The sequence below is a fragment of the Imperialibacter sp. genome (genome assembly GCF_040222385.1).
GTDB lineage: Bacteria > Bacteroidota > Bacteroidia > Cytophagales > Cyclobacteriaceae > Imperialibacter.
In genome coordinates this window covers 212,849-238,712 of sequence record NZ_JAVKDF010000022.1, presented here as the reverse complement: position 1 = coordinate 238,712, position 25,864 = coordinate 212,849, and the positions used below count along the sequence as shown (strand labels likewise).

The following is a 25,864-nucleotide window of genomic DNA, read 5'->3' as shown; positions in this document are numbered from 1 at the left end:
GGAGAATACACTTTGTCCGTTTGGCATGGGCAAAGCTTGCGTTGATAGCAGGCTTTGCCTTTTTGAGTTTCAACTCAATGGCCCAAGACGATGCGGTTACAGACTCTGATCTGTCTTATGAAGACTCATTGTCCATTTTTGACGACATGGATTCTCTGTCAATATTCAGGTTGATCGACAGCGTGCTTTCTGCTACTCAAAAATCTTCAACACTGAATGTCAGACTTTCCTACACAAGCCGTGTCACCTCTGCTGGCAGGGACTTCAGCGTGAAACAGTACGGGTTCACGCCAGGCGTTTCTTTTTATCATCACAGTGGAGCATTTGCAGATGTTTCTGGCTACTGGAACAGTCAGTTTGAACCCAACTACAGCCTGACAGTCCTGAGCGCTGGCTATCTTGGTCTTCCCACCAAGTGGCTCTCCTACAATATTGCCTTCGAAAGGTCCTTTTACGCCCAGGCTGCCTCCGATTCTGTCATTGCGGCACCACCTAATGGGCTCAATGGTACTTTATTTTTTGACGCCGACTGGCTGTATGCCACTATTGACTATACATACCTTTTTGGCAATGGCAATGCACACCGTCTTTCCGGTGCTTTGTCAGGAAACATTGTGTTTCGGAAAGTCTGGTTTCTCGATAAAATTACGCTGTTTCCATCCGCCAACTTTCTATTTGGCAACGAGGAGCTTGTCTCCTACCGCTTCAATGTAGACCTGACCGATCCACGAGTCCAACGTTTAATCAGGCGCTTCCCCAGATTGAAGAGAAGACTGTTGACGCCCGACTCACAGGATGTATTTGGCTTGATGAACGTCAGCTTTTCTACCCCCATATCCCTCAGGTACAAACAGTTTAGCTTGCTTCTCTCCTACACCTACAACATACCAGTTGAACTGCCAGGGGAGTCACTGGCTGACACCAAACCCAATAGCTATTTCAGCACGAGCCTGGGTTATATGATTCCACTCCGCCAAAAGAAGTAAGATTCTTTATATTTGGGTTTTCGTGTTCAAATGCAGACAGTAACCCTTTCAGAGTTGGCCTTTACTATCAAGGATGCCATTTCCGGCAACCTCGCTCCCTCCTATTGGGTAACAGCCGAAATTGGCGACATGAAGGTGAATGCCAAGGGGCATTGCTACCTTGAGCTGCTTGAAAAAGACCATCAGCAGGTGAAAGCCAAACTTCGGGCAGCCATCTGGGCCTACGACTTCAGGAACATCAATCAATGGTTTGAAAAAATAACCGGCAACTCCTTAAGGCAGGGAATTAAAATCCTGGCCAATGCGCAGGTGAGCTTTCACGAGGTCTACGGCCTCAACCTGACCATCAAAGACATAGACCCCAATTTCACCATTGGAGAAAGGGAAAGGAAAAAGCAGGAAGTCATTTCCAGGCTAACGGAAGAACTCCTAATTGATCGCAACAAAGGTTTGGTGCTTCCAGTCGTGCCGCAGCGCATTGCGGTCATCAGCTCTTCCACCGCTGCTGGGTATGGAGATTTTTTACATCACCTGGAAAATAACAAGAAGCACTATGCTGTATCAACCAAGCTCTTTCCGGTAACTTTGCAGGGCGATGAGGCCGAAAGAGCCATCCTGGGGGCTATCGAAAATATCTCTAGAGAAAAAGATGACTTCGATGCCATTGTTGTTATCCGTGGTGGTGGTGCGCAGCTCGATTTGGACGTTTTCAACGAATACTATGTTTGCGCCGCCATAGCCAATGCCCCCCTCCCTGTGCTCACCGGCATAGGCCACGAACGGGACGAAACCATTGCCGATATGGTGGCTCACACCCGACTCAAGACTCCCACCGCTGTGGCCGATTTTATCCTGGAGGGTTTCGAGTCGTTCACTGAATCTATTCAGTGGATGGCGAGCAGGCTCTTGCGGCAGGTCGATGAAGAAATGACGGGGCAAAAGCACTTACTAGGTCAACTTTCGAAAGACCTCAACTACCTGGCCAGGCAGCAAATGGCGCAAGGCCTCTCCTATATCAACAGTGTTAAAAGAGATATAGCGCAGTCAGCAAAATGGAAGATAGAACGAGAACGAAACCGCCTTAGAGAAGTTTCAGCCGCTACTGTCCATGCAGTGAATGAGCAGTTGAAAGCCGCAAAAAACCAGTTGGCCATGGCGGAAAAGTCGATTGAAGCCAGCGACCCGAAAAAAGTATTAGCAAGGGGATACAGCATTACCACCCTGGAAGGGAAACTTTTGAAGAACAGTAAATTAAAGAATGGGGATTCCATTGTGACTCAGTACAGCCATGGGGTCTTAACATCTCAAATAAAAAGCCTTAATGACCATGAGTAATAAACAATTATCGTATTCTGAGGCACTGGAAGAGCTAAAGGGTATTGTGGAGAAGATAGAAAGTGCAGAACTGGATGTGGATGAAATAACAAAAATGGTCCAGCGGGCGACTGATTTGATCCTCTACTGCAAAGAAAGACTTACACAAACAGAAGCCCAGCTGACCGAGGCTATGAAAAAGTTAGAAGAATGATGCATTTGATGGCTTATTTGTAGAAATTTAAGGGCCTTAATTTGCCATCATGACCAAGGAAGAAGCCAGAGAAGAAATAGCCAGGCTTAGCCAGGAGCTAAATTACCATAATCGCCTCTACTATCAGGAGCACAGGACTGAAATCTCCGACTTTGATTTTGATACCCTACTAAAAAAACTTCAGGAACTCGAAGTTGCGTTTCCTGAGTTTGTGGATGAAAATTCTCCCACACTTCGGGTTGGTGGTACTATCACCAAAGACTTCGAAACTGTTGAGCATAAGTATCCCATGCTTTCGCTGGGAAACACCTACTCTGAGCAGGAACTCCGTGATTTTGATCAGCGAGTAGCCAAGGCATTGGAAGGTGCGCCTTACGAGTATTTCTGCGAAATGAAGTTTGATGGCGTGGCACTCAGCCTTACCTACGAAAACGGTCGTCTTTCCCGGGCGGTAACCAGAGGTGACGGTACCCGGGGCGATGACGTGACCAACAACGCCAGAACTATTCACAGTATCCCGCTGCGACTCACCAAAGACGGTAATTATCCATCGGAATTTGAAGTGCGGGGTGAAGTTTTCCTGCCCCGGAAAATGTTCGACAAGATCAATGCTGAAAAGGAAGACATAGGGGAGCCTCTTTTGGCTAATCCAAGAAATACTGCATCAGGCACATTGAAACAGCAGGATTCAGCTGCAGTGGCGAAGCGCCGCCTCGACTGTTATGTTTACTCACTCCTTGGTGTGGAAAGTCTTATCCGAACCCATGAAGATGCCGTTCATTTGCTGGAGAAATGGGGGTTTAACGTGTCCCCGACCTACGGTAAATGCGCTACCATAGATGATGTGCTGAAGTATATTGCTGAGTGGGAAACAAAGAGACTTGATCTTCCACTTGATACCGACGGTGTTGTGATCAAAGTGAATGCCATCACCCAGCAGCGAATGCTTGGCTTCACAGCCAAAAGCCCCCGCTGGGCCATTGCCTACAAATACAAAACACAAAGTGCTATCACCGAGCTACTCAATATCACTTATCAGGTTGGGAGAACCGGCGCAGTAACCCCGGTAGCAGAATTAAAGCCGGTGCTGCTGGCGGGCACCACCGTGAAGCGGGCCTCGCTACACAATGCCAATGAAATCGCCAGGCTTGACCTGAGGGTTGGCGACATGGTGTTTGTTGAAAAAGGAGGCGAGATCATCCCCAAAGTAACGGGTGTTGACATGGCACAAAGGAAGCCTGGCAGCCAGGCTGTAGTTTATCTTCACAAGTGCCCGGAATGTGGAACCCCTCTGGTAAGAACGGAAGGCGAAGCAGCTCACTACTGTCCCAACTTTGACGCCTGCCCTCCTCAGATACAAGGCCGCATTGAGCATTTCATTCAGCGCAATGCTATGAACATCGAAAGCATGGGGCCGGAAACTATTGCTGGCCTGCTCAGTCACAGCCTGATCAAAGACCCGGCGGATATCTATTACCTGACCTTTGAACAGCTCAATGGCCTGGAGTTTTCCAGCTATTCGGAAAAAAAAGGTGATACCGTCACTAGGAGCCTGAGAGAAAAGTCTGCCCGCAATATCATCGATGCTATTGAAAAATCGAAAGAGCAGCCTTTCGAAAATGTTCTCTTCGGCATGGGCATCAGGTATGTGGGGAGAACAGTGGCTGAGAAACTTGCGACGCATTTTGGTGGCATTGAGGAAATCAGCAGAGCCAGTTACGAGCAGCTGCTGGAGGCACCGGAAATCGGTGAAAGAATCGCCCAGTCGGTGATGGACTTTTTTGGCTCAAGTAAAAATGTCGAATTCATTGGCAAACTTTCGGCAGCCGGGTTGAAACTCAAAACAGAAGGTGGAGCGTTCGTTGCTGCCAGCGACAAACTGGCCGGACAAATTTTTGTCATTAGTGGTGTGTTCAAAGCTTTTGAACGTGACGATTTGAAGAACATCATTAAACAAAATGGTGGCAAGGTCGTATCCTCAGTCTCAGCCAAGCTCAACTTTCTGGTGGCCGGTGATAATATGGGGCCTGCAAAGCTTGAAAAGGCCAATGAGCTTGGTGTGAAAATTATTTCAGAAGACGACTTCCTAAAAATGATCAACTAATGCTGGGAAAACTATTACTACCGGTTCATACGAAGAAAGCAATAAGAAAAAGTACACAGCAAGTGTCGCCTGGTTACTCCGACGCAGATCAAATAGGAATCATTTTCAAGTATTTGAACGACGAACACTATGAAAAGGTACTGAGCTTCATTCGTCAAATTCAAATAGATAAAAAAGAAGTGACCACATTAGCTTTCTTCCCAAAAAAGGAAGCCATCTCCCAGTATAGAATTCCACGCTACTCTACTGACAACTTATCTGTGTGGGGTAAGCTAACTTCTGAAGAAATAGACCTATTTTTGACTCGCAACTTTGACTTCCTTATCAATTTAGATACTGAATCTCATGAGTTCGTTGACAACATCTTATCCAGAGCGAATGCAAAGTGTAAGATTGGACACTTTATGGTAGAAAGGAAAGACTTCTACCAACTGATGATACACATTGACCCTTCTACTGACTTCGAGGTATTCCTCGACAAGATTTACTTCTATATCAAAAAACTAAGGGCAAATGCATGATTGGTTAAGTGGGACTGGGGTAGCCCTGATTACTCCTTTTAATGAACAGCTGGAGATAGATTTCGACGCTTTAAAAAAAGTGCTTGATCACGTAAGCGAAGGTGGGGTTGACTACCTGGTGGTGCTGGGCACAACAGGTGAGTCTGTTACTCTTTCCATAGAGGAAAAGCACAAAATACTTTCATTCGTTTTCAAGAACAACAGCAAGAACCTGCCTGTGGTGTTTGGCCTGGGAGGATATGACACCAAAGAGCTTGTGGAGTTCATGCCGCAGTTGGAGCAATATCCTTTGAAGGCACTCCTTTCTGTTACACCTTACTACAACAAACCTAACCAGGCAGGTTTGCTACAGCATTTCACCTACCTGGCTGACCACAGTAAGCTTCCCATTATACTCTATAATGTGCCGGGCAGAACCGGCTGTAATATCAAGGCCTCGACTACGCTGGAACTGGCAAAGCACCCCAATATCATTGCCATCAAAGAAGCTTCGGGCGATTTGGTACAGTGCATAGAAGTTGCCCGGTCAATGCCAGAAGGCTTTCAGCTGATATCTGGAGATGATGTGTTAACTGTGCCGATACTTTCCATTGGAGGTAGCGGTGTGATATCGGTCATAGCCAATGCATTCCCAGCTGAGTTCAGCGGAATGGTTCGCTATTCACTGGCCGGAGACGCAGCAAAGGCGAGCGCTGCTTTACACAAATTGTATGAAGTAATTCAGCTAACTACCGAAGAAGGGAACCCCACAGGTATTAAGGCCATTGTGAGTGAGCTTGGTATTGGAAACGACCGGGTGAGAATGCCATTGGTTTCAGCGAGTAGCGCACTGAGGGAAAAGATAAAGTCTGCTGTTCGCAGCATTTAGAAATCAATCAATAGTATTGGCAATAAAAAAGGCCTTCGGAATTTTTCCGAAGGCCACAGATTCCTTTATAAGTAAGCAGGTTATATAACTAATTAACCGTTTTTCTTGTTCTGAACCTCAATTCTAATTTCTTGAGCTAAGTTCTTCAGCTCTTGCATACCCTTACGTACTCTCGTACCGGCAGCTTGGTTTTCTTTGTCATAAAATTTCACGAAGTCTCCTTCAAGTGACATAACTAAATCTCTGATTTGGTCAAATCTTTTCATATGTAAGAATTTTAGGTTATTGATGAATTAAAAAGGTTGAGCAATATAAATAAATTGTTTAAAAATGCATATCCCGAGTGCTAATTTGTGGAAAACTATCCAACTGTAGCACCTTTTGACCCTGCTTTTGCATAGATTCCTTCGTCTAATTTGCCTTTAACTTTTTCAAAGGCGGCAATGGTCAGTTCCACGTCTTCAAGAGTGTGCACAGCGGTTGGGATAATGCGGAGCATAATCACTCCTTTGGGAACCACCGGATAAACAATCATCGAACAGAAAATACCATGATTAGTTCTAAGGTCTCGTACGAGGTTTGCTGCCTCATAAAGATCGCCTTTTAACAATACCGGCGTCACCGGTGAGGTGGTAGTTCCTATGTTAAAGCCTTTGGCTCTGAAGCCGTCTTGCACAGCATGCACAATCTTCCAGAGATTGTCCTTATGCTGAGGTTGAGTTCTTAGTATTTCCAATCTCTTAAGCCCGCCAATGATCAAAGGCATTGGGATAGACTTGGCATAAATTTGAGACCTGGTATTGTAACGGAGGAAGTCGATAATTTCTGCTTCACCGGCCACAAAAGCACCGATGCTCGCCATAGATTTGGCGAAGGTAGAAAAGTAAAGGTCGATTTGATCCTGAACTCCCTGCTCCTCTCCTGTGCCAGCGCCTGTTTTGCCCATAGTGCCAAAACCATGTGCGTCGTCCACAAGAAGCTTGAAGTTGTATTTGCTCTTGAGCGCTGCAATACCTTTCAGGTTACCCTGGTTGCCACTCATTCCGAAAACACCTTCGGTAATAACAAGGATACCCCCACCAGATTCTTCGGTAAGCTTCGTTGCCCTTTGAAGTTGCTTCTCAAGGCTGGTCATGTCATTGTGTGGATATACAAAGCGCTTGCCAATGTGCAAACGAAGACCATCTATGATACATGCATGAGATTCTGCATCGTATACGATAACATCTTTTCTATCAACAAGAGCATCTATAACCGACATGATCCCCTGATAACCGTAGTTCAGCAGCATCACATCATCTTTTTCTTCAAACTTGGCCAACTCTCTTTCAAGTTGCTCATGGTAGTTTGAATTGCCAGTCATCATTCTCGCACCCATTGGATAACCAAGTCCCCAGGCAGCAGCAGCCTCGGCATCAACCTTTCTTACCTCCGGGTGGTTAGCCAAACCAAGGTAGTTGTTGAGACTCCAGGTAAGTACTTCCTGGCCTTTGAACATCATTCTTGGAGCGATTTCCCCTTCAAGCTTGGGGAACATGTAGTAATTATCATCGATGAACTTATGACGACCTAGTGGTCCCTTGTCCTGAAGAAGTTTCTCAAAAAGATCCATTTATTAATTTAGTGTTATCTGTGCGAGTTTTTCAAAAAACACACAAATCTAATAGGAATAATTCGGCATATCAAACCTACTTTAAATAATACATGGGGAGTTTAGAATTTATAATTGAAATAGGTAGCATTGTGCTCACTGACTGTCAAAACAACATCAATGCCCAACATTAAGAAGATATTAATTGCCAACAGAGGTGAGATCGCCCTGCGGGTGATGCGAACAGCCCGGGAAATGGGGATAAAGACTGTGGCGATTTACAGCGAAGCAGATAGAAAAGCATTACACGTTAGATATGCGGACGAAGCATTCTGCGTTGGCCCCCCACCCTCAAAGGAGTCATACCTTAAGATGGAGGCCATCATTGACGTAGCGAAAAAAGCCGGGGCCGATGCCATTCACCCCGGCTACGGCTTTCTCTCTGAAAATGCCATTTTCGCAGATAAGGTAGCGAAAGCCGGACTGATCTTTATCGGCCCATCCCCAGCTTCTATTGAGGTAATGGGCAGTAAGCTGGCGGCCAAGGAGGCTGTTTCTCACTACGACATACCCATGGTGCCTGGTATTCAAACTGCCATCACGGATATACCTAAAGCCAAAAAACAGGCCGCTGAGGTGGGCTATCCAATACTCATCAAAGCAAGCGCCGGCGGCGGCGGCAAAGGAATGAGGATTGTGAACGAGGAGAGCGAATTTGAAGAACAAATGCAGCGGGCCATTAGTGAAGCCGAATCGGCTTTCGGCGATGGTGCTGTTTTTATTGAAAAGTATATCACCTCGCCACGACACATTGAGGTGCAGGTGCTGGGTGATCAGCATGGCAATATCATTCATTTGTTTGAGAGAGAATGCAGTATTCAGCGGCGGCATCAGAAAGTCATTGAGGAGGCGCCCTCGTCTGTCTATGGTCAGGAGAAAAGAATGGCCATCGGCGAGGCAGCAGTTAGAGTGGCCAAAGCATGCGACTACTACGGAGCTGGCACTGTGGAGTTTATAGTAGATGAGAATCTCGATTTTTTCTTCCTTGAAATGAACACCCGTTTACAGGTAGAGCATCCAGTGACGGAACAGATTACGGGAATTGACCTTGTCAGACAGCAGATACTGATTGCAGAAGGCAAACCACTGGATATCAAACAAGAAGACTTGAAAATACATGGACACTCATTGGAAGTTAGGGTATACGCAGAAGACCCTGCCAATAATTTTCTACCTGACATTGGAAAGCTGGTTACGTATGTGCGCCCGCAGGGGCTTGGCGTGCGGGTGGATGATGGCTTTGAGGAAGGCATGGATATACCTATATATTATGACCCAATGATTGCCAAACTGACCGTGCATGCTGAAACAAGAGAACTTGCCATCGGAAGAATGCTCAGGGCCATACACGAGTACAAAATATCAGGCATAAAAACGACGCTTCCATTCTGCAGCTTTGTTTTGCAACACGAGGCCTTTGTTTCAGGGAATTTCGATACCCGGTTTGTTGAAAAGTACTTCACCCCAGCGTCGCTGGATGTTGACCTAACGGAACAGGAAGCGCAGATAGCAGCCCTCCTGGGAGTAAAGCAAATGGCCGTCACTCAAAATAGTTCCGGACAAAGTACATCCAGTTCCCCGTCGGATGTAAAGCTGAGCCAGTGGAAACAAAGAGCAAAACTGTAGCAAAAAGGAATGGCTGAGATAAGACCCTTTAAAGCCTGGAGATATAACTACAAGCTGCGAAAACAAATTGACGAACTAACTTCTCCCCTTTTTGACGTTGTTTCTGAGAAGCAGAGGGCCAGGTTGTATCAGCACCCACACAACAGTATCCATTTGTCGGTGCCCCAGGGAGAAAATGCCGCCTGGAAAGCAGGGCAAACCCTTCAAAACTGGAAGGACGAAAAAGTAATTGTTCAGGACATGGTGCCGGGCATTTATAGCTACTTCCAGTATTTTACGCTACCCGGTGAGAGTAAAGAATACTGCCGAAAGGGCTTTGTCGCCTTTATCCGGGCTTACGACTGGTCGGACAAAGTGCTGATGCGACACGAAAGTACGATGCCGCATTCGGTTGACGACAGGGTGGCCATTCTTGAAGAAACGAAACTCAACGTGAGCCCCACACACGGTTTGTATACCGACCCGGACTTCCAAATAGAGGCTATTCTGGATGCCAGCATACAACGGCCAATTTATGAAGCAGAGGACTATCAGGGAGTACGGGATGTACTGGGTGTTGTGAACGATGCGGAATCGATACGAAAAATCGTTTCCATCATGAAAGATAAGCAGATAATACTGGCCGACGGCCACCACAGGTACGAAGGATCATTGCGATACAAAAAAATGCAGTTGGCCAAAGAGCCGACGGCTACCGGCAAAGAAGCCTTCAATTACCACATGATGTACTTCACCAACACGGAGGCGCACGATTTAAGAATTTTGCCTACCCATCGCCTGGTGAAAAACCTGCCAAAATTTGATCCGGCACACCTGCTTACTCAATTGGCAGCGTACTTTATCATAAAGCCGGTGGAAAATGCTTCTGATGTCAATGAGATTATCCTGGGTAAGCAATGGGCTTTTGGTTTACTCATGGGTGACGAGGCTTACAAAATCAGGCTGAAACCGGAGTGCATCGGCCTTATTGAATGGAACTTTCCTGATAAAATTAAAGAACTCGATTTGACAGTCATGCATTTCATCATTTTTGAAAAGATATTGGGTATCGCTGGCAAAGATCAAACGAGGTCTGAAAAAATATCGTTCGAGCGAAACTTCACCGAGTGCCATTCAAGTGTATTGAGCGGAGAGGCGCATTTTGCGGTGATTACCAAAGACATATCTATCGAAACAATCAAAGAAGTGTGTTTGAGTGGGTATACCCTCCCTCAAAAGTCTACTTATTTTTACCCCAAAGTCATTTGCGGTTTTCTATTTGGATCCATTCAAGAAGATGAATTTACGTCACCCTTTGATTCTAGCCTCTAACTCTCCCAGAAGACAGCAATTGCTAAGAGAGGCGGGATTTAGTTTTGAAGTATACACCGAGCAGGTGGATGAAAGTTATCCAGCCTCCCTCGAAAAAATGGAGGTCGGCGAATACCTGGCCAGGAAAAAAAGTGCTTTTTATCTCAAAAAACTTTCAGATGCCATCATTGTAACAGCCGATACGACAGTTGTGCTGGACAATGAGCTGCTGGAAAAACCTGCCGACCACAAAGAGGCTTTTGAAATGCTCAGCAGGTTATCAGGCCGTTCGCACGACGTAATTACGGGCGTTTGCATTTCAGCACCAGACGGCCTTGACGCTTTTTCGGTATCGACCCGGGTAACCTTCAAAGAGCTGACCAATGAAGAAATTGATTACTATATCAGTAATTACAAACCATTCGACAAGGCAGGTGCCTATGGCATACAGGAGTGGATTGGCATGATTGGCATCACTGGCATAGAAGGTTCCTATTTCAATGTGGTGGGCTTACCCATTCAGGAAGTGTACCAACGGCTAGTAAAATACCGTTTGTGAGCGGCCTATTGACACGCTAGCTGAACTCGTCTTTCAGCTTACTGTAGATTCTCTTCGATTTTTCCAGGCCTTCCCGGTACACTTGAGCCTCTGCCCGATCTGGCAAAAACTCTTTTTCAAAATGTACCAGCCCCGATGCGTCCTTCAGGTCTTTTAGTTCGCCAATGGCATGCAGGCCAAGAATAGCTGCACCAAAAGATGAGCTTTCGGCGGAGTTGCAAAGCCGGCAGGGCTTCTGCAGCACATTAGAAAGCATTTGAATGAGGTAGGTTGACTTGGCAAAGCCGCCACTTACTACCACGTTTTTCACCTCTCCTGTTACGTGATCAACAGTTTCCGCAATATGATGTGCGGCCTGGAAAACACCTTCCCACACCGCTTTATAGAAATGATTTTTGGTGTGGTTCATCTGCACGCCAAAAAACACACCCTTTGATTCCGGATCCCATATCGGGGCTCTTTCGCCGAGCAGGTAAGGGAGAAAAATCAGGCCGTCACTCCCGGGCCTTACCGATCGCAGCGCCTGTTCGTCAAACTCCCCATCGCCAAATTCCTTTTCAAACCACTGGGCCACCACACCGCCGTTGTTAGACGGCCCGCCAACAACATATAAGTCGCTTGTAAGGATATAGTTAAACACGCTTTGCCTGTCATCAATGACAAATCTATCGATGGTTTTACGGTAGGCGCTGCTGGTTCCGATGGTCAGCGAGGCAGTCGTTGCGTCGAGCACGCCCGATCCCAGGTTGGCGAGGCAGCCGTCGCTGGCACCGATAACCACTGGCAGGTCGACGTTAACACCAAGCTGCTGAGCGACATCAGCTTTGAGCTTCGGAAGAATTGTCGTTGTTGGAACTACAACCGGCAACTGCGCTTCCTTTATCCCGGCCACTTGCAATGCCAGGTCATTCCACTTTGTCTGCCCGTTATTGTATAAGCCGGTAGCTGAGGCCAGCGACTGATCTAGCAGGTACTCCCCTGTCCATCTATGAATAATGTACTCTTTGATCGAAACGAATTTCTCTGCCCGCTGCATCAAATCCGGGCGGTTTTTTTGCAGCCAGAGCAGTTTGCACAACGGTGACATCGGGTGAATAGGCGTGCCAGACGCAAAATAGATGGCTGAACCCTCGTCGCTGGCCTTTAGCTGTCTGGCTTCCTTGTCGCTTCGGTTATCTGCCCAGATAATCAGGTTGGTGATAGGCTCGCCATTCTTACCTATCAGCATTAGTCCATGCATCGCCGATGAAATGCTTACAGCCAGCGGCTCTTCTCCTAGCTGCTCAATCAGCGTTTTCAATGCAGTCTCCGATGCACGAACAATTTGCCCTGGATCCTGTTCAAACCAACCCTCCTGTGGAGAAATAAGAGGGTAATTATTATTGACTACTTTGAGTTGCCTGCCATCAATGCCAAATGCAACTGCTTTTGTGCTGGTAGTGCCAATATCTAAACCGACGAGGTACTGCATCCAATTATCTTCGAAAAACTATGATCTGTAAACTTATGGCGAATTAAATCGTTTCTTTTTACTAATATGAAAACCAAGACTAAAATTTGATCCAGATGAGCGAAAGTTCTTCCTTGTTTCCAGCCCAGAGAAGTCAGCAGGTGTTCGAATATTTGTTTTTGATCCATTTGAAAGAGATAGAAAAAGATGTTGTAGCATTGAAAGATCGAGTTTTTAATGCCATTGGCAGCAGATATGCGGGTCACCATTCCACGCCACATATCTCTCTTTTTAATATCTCCAGCACTGACCAAATGGATCACATGCTGGAGCTGATGAATATCAGCTGGATGCCTTCATTTCAGGTAGATGTTAACGGATTTGACTATTACTCTCATGGGCAAAAAAGCCGGACGCTCTACGTGAATATAGAGAGAAAGGACAGTATCGTTTACCTTCAAAAGTGGCTGGCCAATTTTTTCAGACTACGGAAACATAGCTACGACCCGCACATTACCCTTGGACGAACGATCCCGATTGATTTGTTTGAGAAAGCCTGGGATGATATTAAGACCCTGCGTTTTCAAAAATCCTTTACCTGCGACAGGTTGGTCGTACTCAAGAGAAAACAGCAAAAGGAAGAGCCGTTAAAGTGGGGCCCGTACCGGGAAATTATTCTGGCAAGCAATTAGAAGCAGACATGCAATTCACGGCAAGCGGTACTATGATTTCAGCCACGTCGGCTTAGTGATCGACTCGTGTTCTTTCCCAATAATATCCTTATAGAGCGACGGTCTTCTGGCCTTTCTGTATCGGTAGCCTCCTGCCAGTGTTAGCTTCTCCGGCGTGATAGTGGCTACACTCACTTCATCTTCAAAACTCCGAATTTCGGTCAATATTTCGCCGTAAGGATCAAGGACAAGGGAATTGCCATTTTTCAGGTGCTCTCCGTCGTAGCCAATGGGGTTGGAAAAGACATAGTACACGCCGTTGTCATAGGCTCTTGCGGGTAGCCAGCGAAGCAGCCAGGCTCTGCCTTTGGGCCCGTCAAACTCCATGCGAAGTGGTACAGGATCGGTGACTCTTTTTTGCCAGAGTGCATCGTCAACATACCCCCTGCCAGGCATGGCCGAAGGTGTGCACATGGTTACGTGGGGCGCAAAAATGACCTCAGCACCTAACAGTGCGGTGGCCCTCACATTTTCTACTACGTTGTTATCGTAGCAAATCAGGATGCCACATGTACAACCCAGCAGGTCAAAAACAACATATTCGTTACCTGGACTGAGGTACTCACTAATGAATGGATGAAGCTTACGAAACTTGGCTATCACACCATCTTTTGTTACACACACATAGGTGTTGTATACTTTATCTCCGTCCAGCTCCACAAGACCGGCCAGCACCGCTATGTTGTGTTTTCTCGAGATGCTTATCAACTGATGGCAGCTTGGGCCATCTGGAACTGCCTCGGCATGAGCAAATATCTCATCCTTTGAAAGGTTCTTGAAGAAGGTGTAGGCAGTAATGGACATTTCATGAAAGCTGACCACGTCGGCACCCTTATCGCTGGCAGCTTTGGTGAGCTTATCAATCACTGAGAGGTTGTAAACTTTGTCGCCATCCTTAGGTTGAAATTGGGCAACTGCAATTTTTATCGGCTTCTTTTCCATAGAAAAATAAAGGGGCTCGAAGCCCCTTTTTTGTTAGAAATAATACCTTCTGAATGCTTCAATGGCTTCATACTCAGCCAGGCCAAGTAAATCGTAAATCCTGGCGGTGTCGTGGTTTCTGTCTTCAGCTCGTTGCCAGAACTCTCTGGCGTCGTTGCCGGGGAACACAGCAGCGTCTTTCTGCGACTGGTGCTTGAAGATGGCCTTTCGTTTTCTCATCAGCTCGTCGGGGCTAATAGGCACGGCCATGTCGATGTTCTCAATCTCCCATTCCTGCCATGCACCTCTGTAGAGCCAAACCCTACAGTCATCCATCCATTTCTCACCCTTCATTCTGTCGACGGCCTGGAGAATGGCATCAAGACATACCCTGTGCGTGCCATGTGGATCCGACAAGTCGCCCGCTGCGTAGATTTGGTGAGGCTTCACCTTGTCAAGCAAATCCATGATGAGCTTGATGTCATCTTCACCAATCGGTTTCTTTCTTACTTTACCTGTTTCGTAGAACGGCATGTCCAGAAAGTGCATTTGCTCATCAGGAATGCCGACATACCTGGCACCAGCTTTGGCTTCTGAACGCCTGATCAAGGCTTTGATCTTCATTACTTCTGGTGTGTCTACCTCTCCTGGCTTTTTCTTTTTCAAAGCTTCCTTCACTCCTTTATAGAGATCTGTTTCCTGAGGATTGGAATAGTTGAATTCTTTTCTCAAGTCACGGAAAAAGTCAGCAAAACGGATCACATCGTCATCAAACACCGCAATATTGCCAGATGTCTGGTAAGCTACATGAACCTCATGTCCCTGGTCCACCAGCCTGATAAACGTACCGCCCATGCTGATTACATCGTCGTCGGGGTGTGGACTGAAGATGATCGCACGTTTGGTGGCAGGCATTGCCCTTTCTGGTCTGTGTGTATCGTCGGCATTAGGCTTGCCGCCCGGCCAACCTGTAATAGTGTGCTGCAGCTCGTTGAACAACCTAATATTGATCTGGTAGGCAGGGCCATGTTCTGTCACCAGATCACTCATGCCATGCTCGGCATAGTCTCTGTCGGTCAATTTCAAAATTGGCTTATCCATCTTCTGGCAAAGCCAGATAATGGCTTTCTTCGTCAGGTAGTCGTCCCAGGTTACTTCACCTACAAGCCATGGCATTTTCACCCTCGTCAGTTCGGCCGAGGCAGAAATATCCAGATAGAACTGTGTGTTTGAATGACGCTGCAGATACGTAGCTGGCACTTGCTCAGACACGTCGCCTTCTATTGTTCTTGCTATAACTTTGGCTTTTCCTTCACCCCAGGCCATCAGAATAATCTTTTTGGCTTTCATGATAGTGCCTACACCCATGGTGATGGCGTGGCGTGGAACGTTTTCCTGCGCAAAAAAGTCGCTTGCAGCATCTACCCTTGTGATGTGGTCAAGGGTAATCATTCTTGTTGGTGAGGTTATGGAAGAACCCGGCTCGTTGAAGCCGATGTGACCTGTGCGGCCAATGCCCAAAAGCTGAAGGTCAATACCTCCTACGCTGTCAATTTTCGCTTCATAGTTGCGGCAATATTCATAAACGTTTTCTTTAGCTACGGTGCCGTCAGGTATATTTACGTTGGCCATGTCTATGTCCACATGGTCAAAAAGGTACTCTTTCATGAACCGCACGTAGCTTTGTAGTTCATTCGGCTGCATAGGAAAATACTCGTCCAGGTTGAATGTGATCACATTTTTGAAGCTGAGCCCTTCTTCCTTGTGCATTCTTACGAGCTGGTTGTACACCTGGGTTGGGGTGGAACCGGTGGCAAGCCCCAGCACACACTTTTCTCCTTTGGCAGCCTTAGCTTTTATCAGTTCAGCAATTTCTTTGGCCACATTGAGCGAAGCAAGCTGACTGGTGGGCAAAATCTCTGTGGGAATTCTCTCAAAACGAGTCAGTTCCTTTTTATCTACTGTTCTGATGTCAGGCACAGCGACGAAGTCGTATCCTTTGGCGGTTTTTGTTGTCATCTTGGTGTCGTTTGTTTCCAAATCTGCTGCAAGGTATAAAAAATGTGTGCGCACACAAAGCTATTTGAAAGCATTTTTTTTGTTTTTGTTCAATCAACTGATGAAAACACAATCTCCGGAGTATCTATCATTGCCAGTTCCAAGAGCAACCCTTCAATTCTGCTCCGGCAGGGCCTTCTCCGCTGGGCGTATCCTTTTATGTCCATTTTTCAGGTGTGAGCCTTTCAAATTACTACTTCTGCGATTGAATTTTTGCTATTGTAGGAAATTTCATGAAATTTTAGCTAAAAGCATACGACCAACCCAGTTCCCTTATGCATCTTCCTATTTTACTTACTATAGGCATCATTTTCGGTATAACTATCCTGGTTGTACTTGTATGTAATTATTTTAGAATCCCCTACCTCGTTGGTTTTCTTCTCACAGGAATCATTGTAAGCCCCACCACCTTCGGTATCTTACATGGTGCTACCGAAGTGGAAGTGTTTGCGGAAATTGGTGTCATTCTACTTCTTTTTTCGGTTGGGCTTGAGTTTTCGATCAAGAACCTGCTGAAGATTAAGAAATATGTGCTAGTGGGAGGAACGCTTCAAGTGATATTCACAATTCTGCTTTCAACGCTTCTCTCCAGGCTCTTTGGTGTTTCATGGAATCAGGCAGTATTCCTTGGGTTTATTGTCACTTGCAGCAGCACTGCAATAGTGATCAAGCAGCTCCAGGACAGAATAGAAATTCCTACAAGCCACGGCAAGCTGATCCTTGCCATTCTGTTGTTTCAAGACATTGCCATCGTTCCTATGATGCTTTTGGTACCTATCCTTTCGGGGCAGAGCAGCGATTGGGTCATGGACATTGCCATCCTGGTACTCAAGCTTGCGGCACTTTTGGCAGGTGCTGTGCTGGCGGCCCGATACCTTATTCCACCTTTTTTAGTGATTGTGATGAAAACTAAAAGCCAGGAGGTGTTTCTGATTGCCACCATCTTTATTGTTTGCATGATAACCACCATCACGTCCTACCTTGGCCTTTCGCTGGCACTGGGAGCATTTATTGCGGGTTTGATTGTGGCTGAAACCGACTATAATAAACTGGCCATTAGCTGCTTTTTGCCATTCAGGTATGTCTTTATCAGCTTCTTCTTTATTTCGCTTGGCATGCTCCTCGACTATCGCATATTTTTTGAAAGTCCACTGCTTGTGATGATGGGAGTATTTCTCGTTCTGATCCTTAAGTTTTTCGGTGGCTTTTTTGCTGGAAAGTCGCTACAGGTGCCCACGAAGACTGCAATCATTTCCTCTCTTATGATCATGCAGGTTGGGGAGTTTTCCTTCATCCTGGTCAAAGCTGGATTCAATCAGGGGTTGATTTCGGAAACGAACTTTAAAGTTTTCATTCCGGTTGCTATCATAACGATGGCCATTACTCCACTGGTCATTCAAAATGCCGACAGACTTTCTAACATTTTTGCTAAACCAGCTTCTGCATGAGCGAAAAACCAAAACTTTATGGTGCCGATTGGTGCCCCAAAACATCAGGGTTTCGTAATTATCTTCAAAGTGAGTGGGTAGACTTCGAATTTCTGGATATCGAGAAAGACGACAAAGCAATGGAGGAAGTGAAGGCGATGAACGGAGGGCTGGTCAAATTCCCGATGGTTGTGGTGGGTGACGATAAAATGAAAAACCCTCCCATAGAAAAACTACGGGAGAGCTTGAAAAGGAACAAGTTGGTGTGACCGCCTGCCTGCCAGGCTTACTATTCGTATTTCAGATTATCAACCGGATTTGATCTCGCAGCCTTGAAGGATTGAAAGCTGACGGTGACCAGCCCAACCAGGATGACTATCAGGCTGGATACAACGAAAGTGCCCAGGCTCAGGCCTACTCTGTAGGCAAAATCGTTCAACCAAAGATTCATGGCATACCAGGCTAATGGAATGGCGACAATGATGGCTATAACCAGGAGGATAGAAAATTCGGTGAAGAGCAGCCTCACCAGCGAGAACACCTCAGCACCCAGCACTTTGCGAATACCAAGCTCCTTCTTTCTTCTTTCGGCAGTGTAGGCCGAGAGTCCAAAAAGCCCCAGACAGCCTATAAAGATGGCTAGCCCTGAAAAAACGGCGAAGATAGTGCCTAGCTGGCTCTCCGACCGGTACTTTGCTTCGAAAGACTGGTTCAGAAACTGATATTCGAAAGGAATGCCCCCGGCGACCTGACTCCAGGTTTCTTCAAGGTCGGCCAATGACCTGGAAAGGTTGTCTGTCTTTAGTCTTACAGCCATGTGGTCTGCTGAGTATTTTGTGATGAATAGTAAAACAGGCACTACATTGTTTCTCAACGATTCGAAGTGAAAATCCTTTACCACACCAAGAACCGTGAATTCCTTTTTACCTTGCACACCGAAATCACCCAGCACCTTAATCTTTTGGCCCGTAGCCTGCTCAATGCCAAACCTTTTCGCAGCAGTTTCATTGATCACAACCCCCGAAGAATCACTTGGCATTTGGATATCAAAGTCCCGCCCGCTGAGAACCTCCATTTCAAAGGTCTTTAGGTAATCAAAATCAACAGACCAGACCTGGCACGAAACTGATTCTTCAATGCTGGTTGTGCCCTCGGGAAGAAACGGCTGGTCGGAACGGAAGTCACTCAGCGGATAAAAAGAGGATATAGAGGTATTTACGACAGAAGCATTCTTGGCTAGTTCGTTCCTGAGCACTTTGTTCTTGTCTCCAAGGTTACCAACATTTTCAAGTATTATTACCTGCTCCCTGTCGAAGCCCAGGTCCCGGTTTTGAGTGTAATTCAATTGACTGTACACCGTAAGAGACCCGATAATAAGGAACAACGAAGTGGCGAATTGAAAAACCACCAGCACGTTTCGAAACCAGCTAGCCCTGCTACCCGCCTGGTAAGTGCCTTTCAAAACCGCAGTCGGCTGATACTTCGACAGGTAAAAGGCTGGATAAAGCCCGGCCAATACACCAATGCCAAACACAGCGGCAACGAGATAAACCCAAACAATTGGCCGATCGAGTAGGATGTGCCCGACTTCTTTTCCGCTGAAACTGTTGAAAAGCGGCAGCAGCAATACAACGAGAAGAACAGCGACCAGGGAAGCCAGAAAGGCGAACAGAATGGATTCAGTAAGAAATTGGCTAATGAGCTGTCGTCGGACCGATCCGAGCACCTTCTTGACCCCTACCTCCTTGGCCCTCATGGCGGCTCTTGCTGTGGACAGGTTCATGAAATTAATGCAAGCAATAACTAGAATAAATAAAGCGATGGCACTGAAAATGTAAACATATTCCATGCTTCCGTTGGCTTCCACTTCAACGGCCAAATGAGAATTGAGGTGAATGTCGGCCACAGGCTGAAGGTAGTAGTTGATATGATCGCCACTTGCCATCATCTCATTAAAGTCCACACCCACCATTTCCTTGAGCTGCGGAGCAAAATACTTTTCATACACCGAGGCAAATTTCGCTTCAAGGCCTGTTTCGTCGTTCTGGGCATTCAGCAAAAAATAGGTGTAGTAGTTATTGCCCAGCCAAACATTGTCATTGCCCCGGTCGTTTTCTATCGAAATTAAAAGCTCCGGATGAAAATGGCTGTTTTCAGGCAGGTCCTCATACACGCCCGAAACCTTTACGGTTAACCGTTCATCTATCTTAATGCTCTCCCCAACGGGGTTCATATCGCCGAATATCTTTTTAGCAGAAGAATGAGACAATACAATAGTATTGGGTTCGGTAATAGCATTCGCCAGGGAGCCATATACTGTGGGAAACCGAAAAATATCCAGCAGCCCCTGCGAAGCATAAAAGATGTTCTTTTGTTTATAGAAAGCATCTCCTTTTTTAACGAGGCCAGTACCGTAGGTTCGCATTTTTCCGGCCATTTCAATCTCAGGGAAGTCCTTCAGGAACGACTCTGCCATGGGAGCAGGCGTGACAGGAAAATCGAATTGATTGTTGCCAAATCTCAGGTCTGACGCCACCCTGTATATCCTTTTATAGTCGGGATGGAACTTGTCATAACTGAGCTCATCCATCACAAAAAGCATGATGAAAAGGCAGCTTGCCAACCCTATGGCGAGGCCGGAGATGTTCAGGAAAGAATAGAACCGGTAGCGGTTCAGGTTCCTGAGAGCAATCATTAGGTTGAAACGAATCATTGTTGTTGTATTTGAGTTTGACTTTAGCTTTTTCAATGCAAAAGGGCGCAGAAAGTTGATCACGTGATACCAGTAGATGATACCCGCCTTCCCCCTTCCTTTCTGTTTACAGGTTCTGAAATAGTACTCGGCAAGATCACCCTGCACCTCTTCCAGCAACTCGCCCTTACAGAAGAATTCCAGCAACCTATCGGCCCAAATGGGTGGCCCTCCGATGTCTGGAGACGAATTGTTCATACTTTTCCAACATTCAAATCGGGAAGCTGACTCCACAAATTAACCCGCACATCCTTTGAATCAGTCAGGGCCTTTTTCCCCAAACCAGTCATTTGAAATACCCTTTTTCGTCTTCCTCCCCGCTCCTGCGTGCCTTCCTTCATCCCGGACTCCACATATCCCTTTTCTTGCAGGCGGTTGAGCGTGGCGTGCACAGCACCAATGGCAGCACTGCGCCCTGTCTGCTTTTCAAGCTCGTCTCGGATACCCAGTCCATAGGCATCCTGGCCAAGCACCCCTACTATCAACAAGATGATTTCTTCAAACTCACCCAATACGTCGCCTTTCATAGTCACTCTATTTTGTAGAACTAATACGAAGGTAAGGGGATATTTGTTCTACAAAAGAGAGCAAAAGAATAATTTTTATATAGAAAGAGATATTATAGCTTAGCGGAAACATCCTTTAAACAGAGTACAATGGTGGTTTTAGGCATTGATATTGGTGGCACAGGCATGAAAGCAGCTCCCGTGGATACAAGAACAGGCTCCTTCATGGAAGATCGGTTCAGAATCCCTACACCCTCCCCAGCCACACCAGATGCAATGATTGCCACTGTTAAAGCCATTGTTGAACATTTTGACTGGAAAGGCATCATTGGCATTGGTTTCCCGGCTGCCATCAAGAAAGAAATTGTGATGACCGCCTCCAATATCGACGAAAAGTGGATTGGCCTTAATGCTGGTAAAGCCTTCGAAATGGCCACTGGCTGCCCTACCCACCTTATCAACGATGTGGATGCCGCTGGATTAGCCGAAGTGAAGTTTGGCGCTGGCAAAAAGGAAAAAGGATCCGTAATCATGGTGGCTGCAGGAACGGGCATAGGCACCTCCATCTTCTACAAGAAAAGGCTTTTTCCCAATACCGAGCTGGGGTATATCATGGTGAACAACACCTTCGGTGAGCACTATGCATCTGCCAGTGTGAAGGAAAAGCAAGAGCTTGACTGGGAAGTTTGGGGCAAAAGATTTAATGAATACCTCAAGAGGCTGGAATTTCTGCTGTGGCCCGATCTAATTGTCGTGGGTGGCGGCATCTCCAAAAAACACAAGGAATTTTTCAGGTACCTGGATCTGGAGACTAAGGTTGTTCCCGCCAAGCTCAGAAATAATGCGGGCATTATTGGAGCAGCACTCGCTGCAAAAAAGGAGTTGACGTAACACCTCTGGAAAAAACTGACAAAAGTCTTTTTCGTCTGTTGATCGAACTCATTTTCTGGTTGAGTGCCTCATGGTAATTTTACCATGTAGACACGATAAACCAGATAAAAAATGAGCGAGATAACTGCACCAAAATCACCCATTAGTGACGCCGCAAGATTTTTTCATCAGAGAAAAGGTCTCATTAGATTTGAGGAAAAGGCAGTTCGATACTTTGCAAATCGCCAGCCGGAGAAAAAGCAGACCCAAAAAAAGTATGCGTTGACGATGTCGTAAGGTCAATGGGTTTGCACCCGAAAGGAAATGCGAGGTTCAATCAAATAGTCGAGCCAATTTGGCTAGAAAAGCACCTCATTTTTTAGTTGAAGAATACTTCCTTCTAAGCCGGGGGCATACCGGCGGGCCCTCAAAAAACGATTGACATTGTATTCGTCATAGTGCTCGTCATCTGGATCAACGCTACTGACCCGTACCTGGCCTGACGCATGGATGAACTTTTTGTCACCGATCCACACGCCCACATGCACCACCCGTTCTTTCTTATCTGAAGTAGCTGGTGTGCCAAAAAACAACAGGTCACCTACTTCCAATTGATCAAATGGTTGCTCCGAGTCAACAGGCTGGCCAGCATGCACCTGCTGCGAGGCATCACGTGGAATCACCAGTCCATTCATGAAGTATACTGTCTTGGTAAAGCCACTGCAATCCATTCCTTTGGAGGATGTGCCACCCCATAGATAGGGAGCGCCCATTAGTTGAAAAGCAATGTTTGTTAAATTATCGCCAGTGGGGTTCGCCTGTGCCAGCCAGCTGTCGACGAGCTTCGCTTCCTTTTTATTTACAAATGCTTCTCTTCCATCAGGGTATTTCACCTGATAGAAGTCTTTCCCCTCGCCCACAACCTCCAGCACGCAGCCCATCACAAGGTCTGAAACCGGCTGAGCAGTTTCGCTGTCTGCTATGTACGAGAATCCAGCCACCCGTGTGTAAATGATTTTTTCGGCGCTTTTCCAGGTTTCGAAGCCAGCCTTGTCAAGCAACACCAGACCGCCATGGTCAACCCATGAAATGTACTTGTCGGGTGTTTGCACCAGGTACCACTCGCCACTTTGCTTCAGCACGTTTAGCGGAGTGCCCAAAAGCGCCTGGGTGGCCAGTTCACCGGAGTGACGAGGCTCGGAGCGGATGTTGGCAACAGAGTTGTTGACTAGCCCATAAATTTTTCCTTCCAATGCAGCCGACGGCAATACCTGAATGCTGTCAGTGACCGACAGCCCTTGGTCTTTTAGCGAGTCAAGCAGCGCTGCTTTTGCCTCGGGTATATTTGTTTCACCGGTTAATACAGTCTTTAATCCTTCATTTCGTGATGCCACCTGAAACAAAGCCACCCGTTTGTCAGGAGCAAATTGCAGCCTCATTTCGGCAATTTTTTCGTCTGCAAAGGATTCTTTCTGTTCTTCGCTGGCCGGCTTGCAACCTGCCACACACGCAGACAGCACAATTATGGTAAAGAATGGCTTGATATACTTTGTCATAGTTTCTGATGACCACTGTTTAAACAGAATAGGTCTTCTAATTGAATTCAAAAACGATTTTACGCATTAATCATATCAGCCACAATTTTTATAAAATCATTTAGTAGTTTTAGCTGACTACGATTAACTCATTACATGGATCACTACGGCTTTCTTTCGCTCCTCCCTCCTGTTATCGCCATTTTTCTCGCCATCCGCACCAAGCAGGTGTTTGTTGCGCTTGTCATAGGCATCTGGCTGGGCTACGTCATTCTGGCGGGGTGGAATCCTTTCATAGGGTCGTTGAATACCGTGCAGGCGATGGTGGATGTGTTCAAAGATGACGGAAACACCAGAACGGTGATTTTCACCTTGTTTATCGGCGCTCTGATTGCCTTCATTCAGCGATCCGGCGGCGTTGAAGGCTTCATCGTTTATGTGAACAAGAAAATGGAGAGCACCCATAAGGACAACGCCGAGAAAAAAGGGCTGTATGTGAGACTACTGGCGGGTATAACCGGGATGCTCATTTTCGTGGAGTCCAATATTTCGGTACTTACTACAGGTACCTTATACAGACCCCTTTTTGATCAGCTGAAGATTTCCAGAGAAAAACTGGCTTATATATGTGACTCTAGTTCTGCCCCTTCCTGTATCCTCATCCCTTTCAATGCCTGGGGAGCCTATATCATGGGTTTGCTGCTTATGCAGGGCTTTGAACGACCTTTTTCCACATTGTTTGCTTCGCTCCCATTTAATTTCTATCCGTTGCTGGCCGTTGCTTTTCTCTTTTGGATTATCATCACCAATAAAGATTTTGGGCCGATGAAAAAGGCTGAAACCAGGGCTCGTGTGGAGGGCAAGGTGATTGCAGATGGTGCCACGCCGATGATATCAGAGGAGATTACCATCATAGCACCCATCGAAGGCAAACCCCAGCGGGCCATCAATATGCTCGTGCCTATCGTAACCATGGTTGTAATGATGCCCATTTTTCTGGTTTACACAGGCTGGGGTAGCATCAATTGGTCGCAGCAGCCGGGCATGTTTGACGCCGTCTTCGAGGCCATAGGTGGTGGCTCAGGCTCTGCCTCGGTTACCTATGCCGTAATCACTTCGCTGGCTGTGGCAGCTACCATGTATGGCCTGCAGGGCATCATGACTGGGAAAGAAATGATTAACCTGACGCTAAAAGGCATGAGTGGCATGATCTCCATGGCGTTGCTTATGGTGCTGGCCTTTGCCATTGGAAGCCTTTGTAAGACGTTAGGCACAGGTTTTTACGTGGCCGAGGTAACAAAAAGCTGGTTGTCGCCTGCCTTGGTGCCTGCCATTGTTTTTGCAGTGAGTTGTTTCATTGCTTTTTCAACAGGTACCTCCTGGGGCACTTTTGCGATTATGATTTCCATTGCCGTACCCATGGCTCAGTCGTTCGGCACCGACCCTCATGTGGCCATCGCTGCCGCACTGGGTGGCGGTGTATTCGGCGACCACTGTTCGCCTATTTCCGACACTACTATGATTTCGTCTATGGCATCTGCTTCTGACCACATCGACCATGTGCGAACGCAAATGCCCTATGCACTTGTGGCTGGTGGCATCACAGTGGTTCTGTACGTCATTGTGGGTTTTGTGACGCTTTAAGGCCTGGCAGACAGGTCAACATTCTTCCCTCATTTCTCGTATGGGATCATTTGTAACGCTATCCGGCTGTTCAAATGAGCTTTCATATACTTGAGATCAAATTCAACTTCAATGGCACCGAAGAGGCCATTTACCCAACAGTTATTCAGTCGGGCAGTGAAACCTTGCTCATCGACTGCGGGTATGAAGGCCTCCTGCCGAAGCTGGAAGAGGCCTTGTCTGAGGTCAACCTTTCCTTCAATGAACTAACCGGCATTCTCATTACCCACCATGATATTGATCACATGGGAGGCCTTTTCGAAATAAAGGCGAAGCACCCACACCTGAAGGTTTGGTCATCCGACCAGGAAGCGGGGTATATCGACGGCAGCAAAAAATCGCTTAGACTGATCCAGGCTGAAGACACCTATGATCAGCTCCCGGAGTCTTACAAAGCAGGGGCACGCCATTTTATTGATCAGTTAAAGCAGATGAAAGCTGTTGCTGTAGATAAAGTTTTTGGCATGAGGAACGACCTCGAATTGTTGCAAGGGGTCGAAGTAATTCATACGCCTGGCCACATGCCAGGCCATATTTCCCTCTATTTGAAGGATAGCCATACCCTGATTGCCGCAGATGCTGTAGTGGTGGAAAATGGGGAGCTGGAAATCGCCAACCCACAATTCACTCTGGACATGTCAGCAGCCCTTGCATCGGTTGGCAAGCTTGAGAGCTTAGTGATAGACAAGCTAGTTTGCTACCACGGCGGCTTGCTTGACAAAGATGTTAATGCCGAGCTCTTAAAGCTCACAAAAAGGTATCAGGCTACGCAGGTGAAGGCGAATACAGTCTAATAGG

Annotated in this window: 23 protein-coding genes; 15 read left to right on the top strand and 8 right to left on the bottom strand. The window is 46.7% G+C overall.

Annotated features, from left to right (window positions below; genetic code table 11):
- Positions 1-77 precede the first annotated feature (77 nt).
- From RIG68_RS08680 to dapA, 6 genes are read left to right on the top strand one after another with little or no spacing between them, the layout of a single operon-like run.
- Positions 78-986, top strand: a complete 909-nt coding sequence (locus RIG68_RS08680) for a hypothetical protein (RefSeq protein ID WP_350121165.1) — start codon at positions 78-80, stop codon at positions 984-986.
- A 30-nt stretch (positions 987-1,016) separates the two neighbouring features.
- Complete coding sequence (xseA, locus tag RIG68_RS08675) at positions 1,017-2,321, top strand: exodeoxyribonuclease VII large subunit (RefSeq protein ID WP_350121162.1); 1,305 nt, start codon at positions 1,017-1,019, stop codon at positions 2,319-2,321.
- Positions 2,314-2,514 carry an exodeoxyribonuclease VII small subunit gene (gene xseB / locus RIG68_RS08670; protein WP_350071727.1) on the top strand — a complete coding sequence of 67 codons (201 nt, stop codon included), beginning with the start codon at positions 2,314-2,316 and terminating at the stop codon, positions 2,512-2,514. Before xseA ends, xseB begins: the two co-directional genes overlap by 8 nt.
- 49 nt (positions 2,515-2,563) lie before the next feature.
- Positions 2,564-4,618, top strand: coding sequence for an NAD-dependent DNA ligase LigA (gene ligA / locus RIG68_RS08665; RefSeq protein WP_350121159.1), 2,055 nt, complete (start codon positions 2,564-2,566; stop codon positions 4,616-4,618).
- Positions 4,618-5,139 (top strand): DUF6913 domain-containing protein, encoded by a 522-nt coding sequence (locus RIG68_RS08660; protein WP_350121157.1) that lies wholly within the window; start codon positions 4,618-4,620, stop codon positions 5,137-5,139. The genes ligA and RIG68_RS08660 overlap by 1 nt, the downstream gene beginning before the upstream one ends.
- On the top strand, positions 5,132-6,007 hold the full coding sequence (gene dapA / locus RIG68_RS08655; RefSeq protein ID WP_350121154.1) for a 4-hydroxy-tetrahydrodipicolinate synthase: 876 nt from the start codon (positions 5,132-5,134) through the stop codon (positions 6,005-6,007). Before RIG68_RS08660 ends, dapA begins: the two co-directional genes overlap by 8 nt.
- A gap of 92 nt (positions 6,008-6,099) precedes the next feature.
- Here the strand turns inward: dapA and RIG68_RS08650 are convergent, their stop codons facing one another.
- Both RIG68_RS08650 and RIG68_RS08645 read right to left on the bottom strand, forming a co-directional pair.
- Entirely contained in the window at positions 6,100-6,273 is a 174-nt protein-coding gene (locus tag RIG68_RS08650; RefSeq protein ID WP_151996684.1) for a BF3379 family histone-like protein, read from the bottom strand.
- Positions 6,274-6,368: 95 nt separating this feature from the next.
- Positions 6,369-7,619 carry an aminotransferase class I/II-fold pyridoxal phosphate-dependent enzyme gene (locus RIG68_RS08645; protein WP_350121151.1) on the bottom strand — a complete coding sequence of 417 codons (1,251 nt, stop codon included), beginning with the start codon at positions 7,617-7,619 and terminating at the stop codon, positions 6,369-6,371.
- A 159-nt stretch (positions 7,620-7,778) separates the two neighbouring features.
- Here RIG68_RS08645 and RIG68_RS08640 point away from each other — a divergent pair, with 159 nt between their 5' ends.
- From RIG68_RS08640 to RIG68_RS08630, 3 genes are read left to right on the top strand one after another with little or no spacing between them, the layout of a single operon-like run.
- Positions 7,779-9,284 carry an acetyl-CoA carboxylase biotin carboxylase subunit gene (locus RIG68_RS08640; RefSeq protein WP_350121148.1) on the top strand — a complete coding sequence of 502 codons (1,506 nt, stop codon included), beginning with the start codon at positions 7,779-7,781 and terminating at the stop codon, positions 9,282-9,284.
- Between the two features lie 9 nt (positions 9,285-9,293).
- A complete protein-coding gene (locus RIG68_RS08635; protein WP_350121145.1) occupies positions 9,294-10,595 on the top strand; it encodes a DUF1015 domain-containing protein in 1,302 nt (433 codons plus the stop codon).
- Positions 10,561-11,133 carry a Maf family nucleotide pyrophosphatase gene (locus RIG68_RS08630; RefSeq protein WP_350121142.1) on the top strand — a complete coding sequence of 191 codons (573 nt, stop codon included), beginning with the start codon at positions 10,561-10,563 and terminating at the stop codon, positions 11,131-11,133. The genes RIG68_RS08635 and RIG68_RS08630 overlap by 35 nt, the downstream gene beginning before the upstream one ends.
- 16 nt (positions 11,134-11,149) lie before the next feature.
- On the opposite strand, the gene RIG68_RS08625 is transcribed toward RIG68_RS08630, so the two are convergent.
- Entirely contained in the window at positions 11,150-12,604 is a 1,455-nt protein-coding gene (locus tag RIG68_RS08625) for a gluconokinase (protein ID WP_350121140.1), read from the bottom strand.
- A gap of 95 nt (positions 12,605-12,699) precedes the next feature.
- Here RIG68_RS08625 and RIG68_RS08620 point away from each other — a divergent pair, with 95 nt between their 5' ends.
- Positions 12,700-13,275 carry a 2'-5' RNA ligase family protein gene (locus tag RIG68_RS08620; protein WP_350121137.1) on the top strand — a complete coding sequence of 192 codons (576 nt, stop codon included), beginning with the start codon at positions 12,700-12,702 and terminating at the stop codon, positions 13,273-13,275.
- Positions 13,276-13,305: 30 nt separating this feature from the next.
- On the opposite strand, the gene RIG68_RS08615 is transcribed toward RIG68_RS08620, so the two are convergent.
- Both RIG68_RS08615 and nagB read right to left on the bottom strand, forming a co-directional pair.
- On the bottom strand, positions 13,306-14,256 hold the full coding sequence (locus RIG68_RS08615) for a nitrilase family protein (protein ID WP_350121134.1): 951 nt from the start codon (positions 14,254-14,256) through the stop codon (positions 13,306-13,308).
- A 33-nt stretch (positions 14,257-14,289) separates the two neighbouring features.
- On the bottom strand, positions 14,290-16,254 hold the full coding sequence (nagB, locus tag RIG68_RS08610; RefSeq protein ID WP_350118753.1) for a glucosamine-6-phosphate deaminase: 1,965 nt from the start codon (positions 16,252-16,254) through the stop codon (positions 14,290-14,292).
- A 314-nt stretch (positions 16,255-16,568) separates the two neighbouring features.
- Here nagB and RIG68_RS08605 point away from each other — a divergent pair, with 314 nt between their 5' ends.
- Both RIG68_RS08605 and RIG68_RS08600 read left to right on the top strand, forming a co-directional pair.
- A complete protein-coding gene (locus RIG68_RS08605) occupies positions 16,569-17,741 on the top strand; it encodes a cation:proton antiporter (RefSeq protein WP_350092881.1) in 1,173 nt (390 codons plus the stop codon).
- Complete coding sequence (locus RIG68_RS08600; RefSeq protein WP_151996694.1) at positions 17,738-17,989, top strand: glutaredoxin family protein; 252 nt, start codon at positions 17,738-17,740, stop codon at positions 17,987-17,989. Before RIG68_RS08605 ends, RIG68_RS08600 begins: the two co-directional genes overlap by 4 nt.
- 20 nt (positions 17,990-18,009) lie before the next feature.
- Here RIG68_RS08600 and RIG68_RS08595 read toward each other — a convergent pair whose 3' ends face one another.
- Entirely contained in the window at positions 18,010-20,670 is a 2,661-nt protein-coding gene (locus RIG68_RS08595) for an ABC transporter permease (protein WP_350121131.1), read from the bottom strand.
- Positions 20,667-20,999, bottom strand: a complete 333-nt coding sequence (locus tag RIG68_RS08590; protein WP_350121128.1) for a PadR family transcriptional regulator — start codon at positions 20,997-20,999, stop codon at positions 20,667-20,669. Before RIG68_RS08590 ends, RIG68_RS08595 begins: the two co-directional genes overlap by 4 nt.
- A 129-nt stretch (positions 21,000-21,128) precedes the next feature.
- On the opposite strand from RIG68_RS08590, the gene ppgK reads away from it, so the two are divergent.
- The gene (gene ppgK / locus RIG68_RS08585; protein WP_350071689.1) at positions 21,129-21,869 is read left to right on the top strand and encodes a polyphosphate--glucose phosphotransferase; all 741 of its coding nucleotides are present in this window, start codon (positions 21,129-21,131) and stop codon (positions 21,867-21,869) included.
- 338 nt (positions 21,870-22,207) lie between these two features.
- Here ppgK and RIG68_RS08580 read toward each other — a convergent pair whose 3' ends face one another.
- Positions 22,208-23,404, bottom strand: a complete 1,197-nt coding sequence (locus RIG68_RS08580; protein WP_350121125.1) for a C40 family peptidase — start codon at positions 23,402-23,404, stop codon at positions 22,208-22,210.
- 135 nt (positions 23,405-23,539) lie between these two features.
- Between RIG68_RS08580 and RIG68_RS08575 the strand changes: the two genes are divergently transcribed.
- Both RIG68_RS08575 and RIG68_RS08570 read left to right on the top strand, forming a co-directional pair.
- Entirely contained in the window at positions 23,540-25,027 is a 1,488-nt protein-coding gene (locus RIG68_RS08575) for a Na+/H+ antiporter NhaC family protein (RefSeq protein ID WP_350121122.1), read from the top strand.
- Positions 25,028-25,101: 74 nt separating this feature from the next.
- On the top strand, positions 25,102-25,860 hold the full coding sequence (locus RIG68_RS08570) for an MBL fold metallo-hydrolase (protein WP_350121119.1): 759 nt from the start codon (positions 25,102-25,104) through the stop codon (positions 25,858-25,860).
- The last annotated feature ends 4 nt before the right edge of the window (positions 25,861-25,864 follow it).